Raw genomic sequence first — 3373 nt, forward strand, 5'->3', positions numbered from 1 at the left:
TATAAGAGACAGGGGTAACGGGCTGGTGAATGATGACGTCTTCGATGGTTTCGCGCACTTCGACGAGCTGGGCGGCACCGGTTCTGGGGTGGCGCTCGATCTTGCGCCGTCTAGCCCAGTTGTAGGCTTTGTCGTGGTGATCGACGTAGCAGAGCAGCAGACTAGCGTCGGTTCTGTGGACAATCAGGCGAAGGTCCATATTGGCGCTGACCGACCAGAAGTTGGGGTCTTTGGCGCGATCGAGCTTGTGGAGCAGACTAGCGTCGGTTCTGTGGACAATCAGGCGAAGGTCCATATTGGCGCTGACCGACCAGAAGTTGGGGTCTTTGGCGCGATCGAGCTTGTGGAACCGCAGGCCTGAGCTGGCCGGGTCGAGTTGCAGGTCGAAGGCGGCCATCTTGGCGGCTTTCTGTTCCTGGTTGGTGAGCCTGGCGAGGCTGTCGGTGAAGGTGTCTGAGATGCGGAATTCCATTAGTCCTCTAGTACAGCGGTAATGGTTTGCAGTAGCTCTGGAAGATTAGATTGCAAGACGCGCCACACCCGCTCAACATCAACGCCTTCGTAATCGTGGATTAATTTGTCACGCATTCCGGCCATGGCTTTCCAATCGATCTCGGGATGTTGTTCTCGGAATGCTGGCGAAAGACGTTTTACAGCTTCCCCCATGATGGCAATTTGGTACAGCACGGCAGATTGGGTTTTGATATCGGCGACAAAGCTGTCCCAGGTCATGTCTTGCACAAAGCTCTGGGCTAATCGGGTGGCATTCACGACATCGATTAATGAGGCGCGATCACGCGGGGTCATAAGCCTCCATATGGGAGTAGATGACCTGCGCAGTGCCGAGAATTTTTGCTTTGCGGATGGGGTTGGGACTCTTTTCAATAACGCGCTTTTCAATCAGATCAACATCGCGTCCGGTGAGATTTGCCAGTTCATACTCCATATTGACGAGGTCTAGCAAGCTCCACGGGGCATCAGGAGCAAAGGTGACGAGCACATCGATGTCGCTGTCGGGGCGAAAGTCGTCGCGCAGCACTGAGCCGAACAGCGACAGTTCTGTAATTTGCCATTTATGGCAAAAGCGTTGGATGGTGTCAGGCGCTAAGTCAATTTGAAGACTGTTCATACTTCACGTTTAGAAGTCTGTATCGTTTGTGCAACATGCTGAATCTGTTGGCAAACTGCCGCAAAGTTGCTGAGGACATCTTGGTTGGTGAACCGGATCACCTTCAAGCCATATTGCGCAAGTTTTTCCGTTCTAGCCTGATCGTAGATCTTTCCGTCTTCAGTAAAGTGGCTATCCCCATCAATTTCAATCACGAGTTTGAGCGTTGCACAGTAGAAGTCAACAATGAAGTGATCGATGGGACGTTGGCGATGCACTCGAAACTGGAAGTCCTTCAAGAAGTCAAACCATAGTTTTTGCTCTGCGGGCGTCATGTTTTTGCGCAGTTCTTTCGCCCGAGGTACCAGATTTGGATTGTAGGGGAGATGGAAAGAACTTTTTCTGAGTTTAGGCATAGCACAGAGATGTCTAGCGATCCCCCCTAGCCCCCCTTGGGAAGGGGGGAATCAAGGCAAAGTCCCCCTTTTTAAGGGGGATTTAGGGGGATCCCACATAGCTTATTGGGCTAGCGATCCCCCCTAGTCCCCCTTGGGAAGGGGGGAATCAAGGCAAAGTCCCCCTTTTTAAGGGGGATTTAGGGGGATCCCACACTAAAAACCTTCATGACTTCGTCGCCGAGGTGGTTGATGACCTTGACGGCGATGCGGCCAGACGTGGGTTTATCAAACGGGCGTGAAACACTTCCATATAAGGATTCCCAAGCGTCTTGGTCGATTTCGGCTTTGAGGGTAGTTTTGAGAGACTTGTAGGGGTCGCTGGCTCCGAGGAAGTAGGCGTGGCGGACGAAGAAGCTTTCTTCGTTGTAGTCGGTGTCGATGAACCAGCAGGCAATGGCATCCGTATCGCTCGCCCGCACTTCACCCGATTGCGGATGAAACACGTCAACACCGTGAATCGTGACCTGAATCTGGCCGTCGTCGGTGGCGTCGATGTCGATGTCGGGTTCGCCGAAGATGACGAAGAGGTTGCCCGAGCCGGTGTCTTTGAGGGCGTCGGCCATGTGGAGGTCGGCATTCATGCGGGCCTTGAGGATTTGGATGCGGCCCAGCTTTTTGAATTCGGAGGAGTGGGCGTCGTAGTTGAAGGCGCAGGCGATGACGACATCAAACCCGGCATCCCCGGCTTCTTTGGCGGCACCGACCAGGTCGAGGCGGGAGACGGTGCCAAATTCAGGGCCGATGAAGATACCGGCGCGTTTTTCGGTTTGGCTGTCGCCCTCGACGTAGCGGCCTTCGGCGCAGATGTAGTCGCCGGGCCAGCCGGTGAGGGTGGTGAAGGTGATTTTGTCGCTTTTGTCGGCCTGCTGAACACCTGCGGTTTTGAGGGTTTCGAGAATGACGCTGGCGAAGTCGGCTTCTTCGCTGCTGCGGTCGGGGTTGGTGACGTTGGGGTCGATCAGTTCGTCGTCTTGGTCAACGGCGAGGACGCGGTGGGGCGAGAGGCTTTCGACGGTGAAGGGGCCAGCGACGCGGACGATGGATTTGTCTTCGTAGGGTTTGTCGTAGAGAAATTCCTGGTCGGCACTGGCGGCAATGGAGGCGTCAATCTCCCGCTGGCGGGCAATGCGTGCCTGCCAGAAGGCATCCAAGGGAGCCTGGGCACTATCGGGCCAGTCGGCAGGCGCTTCGCGGGGCACTTCCCACTCCAACAGGGCGTTAGCGGGGGCATCTTCCCCAGAGGGCAGCTTGATCGTGCCGCTGGCGGTGAAGTCGATTTTCTTACCGTCTCTGCCGCCAGTGGTGACGGGGTAGGGTTTGCTGTGCCCCGAAAGGGCGGCGTTGAGGTCGGCCAGGGCTTGCTCGACCTGGGGCTGATATTGCTCCCAAATCACGTCGATTTCGGCGTTGTTAGCAATGGCCTTAAGGGTGATGTGGGGCACGCGATCGTACACAAACCCCTGGCGAATGTTGCCGTAGGTGGGGGCAGTGGAAACCTCTGTGCGGGTGAGTTCGGCTTCTTTTTGCTGCCCTGGCTTAGAGTCTTTGAGCAGGTAGTAGGGATAGCGGGCACCCATGATGCGGGCACGGGCGAGAGCCAGAGCCACGCGGGAGGTGTCGATGGTGATCCAGCGGCGTCCCCACTGTTCAGCGACATAGGCAGTGGTGCCAGAACCGCAGCTTAACGGGTGACAACGTACCTAAAGAGCTTGCTGCATCAGGGATAGAGCATAGAGACCACGCTGAAAATAGCGATGTTTATGGGGTTTGAGCGCTATCAGTTGGAGTGCCCAGTCGGTCCATAACT

General features: G+C 55.7%; 3 protein-coding genes and 2 pseudogenes. All 5 read right to left on the minus strand.

Going from position 1 to position 3373, the window contains the following annotated elements:
* A pseudogene (locus tag IQ254_RS34125) lies at positions 1-250 on the minus strand (DNA helicase); the annotation flags it as partial.
* 221 nt (positions 251-471) lie between these two features.
* Positions 472-807 (minus strand): DUF86 domain-containing protein, encoded by a 336-nt coding sequence (locus IQ254_RS30330; protein ID WP_193969861.1) that lies wholly within the window; start codon positions 805-807, stop codon positions 472-474.
* Positions 794-1129, minus strand: a complete 336-nt coding sequence (locus tag IQ254_RS30335; protein ID WP_193969862.1) for a nucleotidyltransferase family protein — start codon at positions 1127-1129, stop codon at positions 794-796. Before IQ254_RS30335 ends, IQ254_RS30330 begins: the two co-directional genes overlap by 14 nt.
* Positions 1126-1524, minus strand: a complete 399-nt coding sequence (locus IQ254_RS30340) for an endonuclease domain-containing protein (RefSeq protein ID WP_193969863.1) — start codon at positions 1522-1524, stop codon at positions 1126-1128. The genes IQ254_RS30335 and IQ254_RS30340 overlap by 4 nt, the downstream gene beginning before the upstream one ends.
* Before the next feature lie 179 nt (positions 1525-1703).
* Positions 1704-3248 (minus strand): annotated as a pseudogene (locus IQ254_RS30345) (site-specific DNA-methyltransferase); the annotation flags it as partial.
* Positions 3249-3373: the final 125 nt, after the last annotated feature.

Origin of the sequence: Nodosilinea sp. LEGE 07088 (assembly GCF_015207395.1) — a bacterium.
Taxonomy (GTDB): domain Bacteria; phylum Cyanobacteriota; class Cyanobacteriia; order Phormidesmidales; family Phormidesmidaceae; genus Nodosilinea.

Coding starts and splice junctions, on each gene's coding strand:
- IQ254_RS30330 (WP_193969861.1), bottom strand. CDS start 807: ATGACCCCGCGTGATCGCGCCTCATTAATCGATGTCGTGAATGCCACC.
- IQ254_RS30335 (WP_193969862.1), bottom strand. CDS start 1,129: ATGAACAGTCTTCAAATTGACTTAGCGCCTGACACCATCCAACGCTTT.
- IQ254_RS30340 (WP_193969863.1), bottom strand. CDS start 1,524: ATGCCTAAACTCAGAAAAAGTTCTTTCCATCTCCCCTACAATCCAAAT.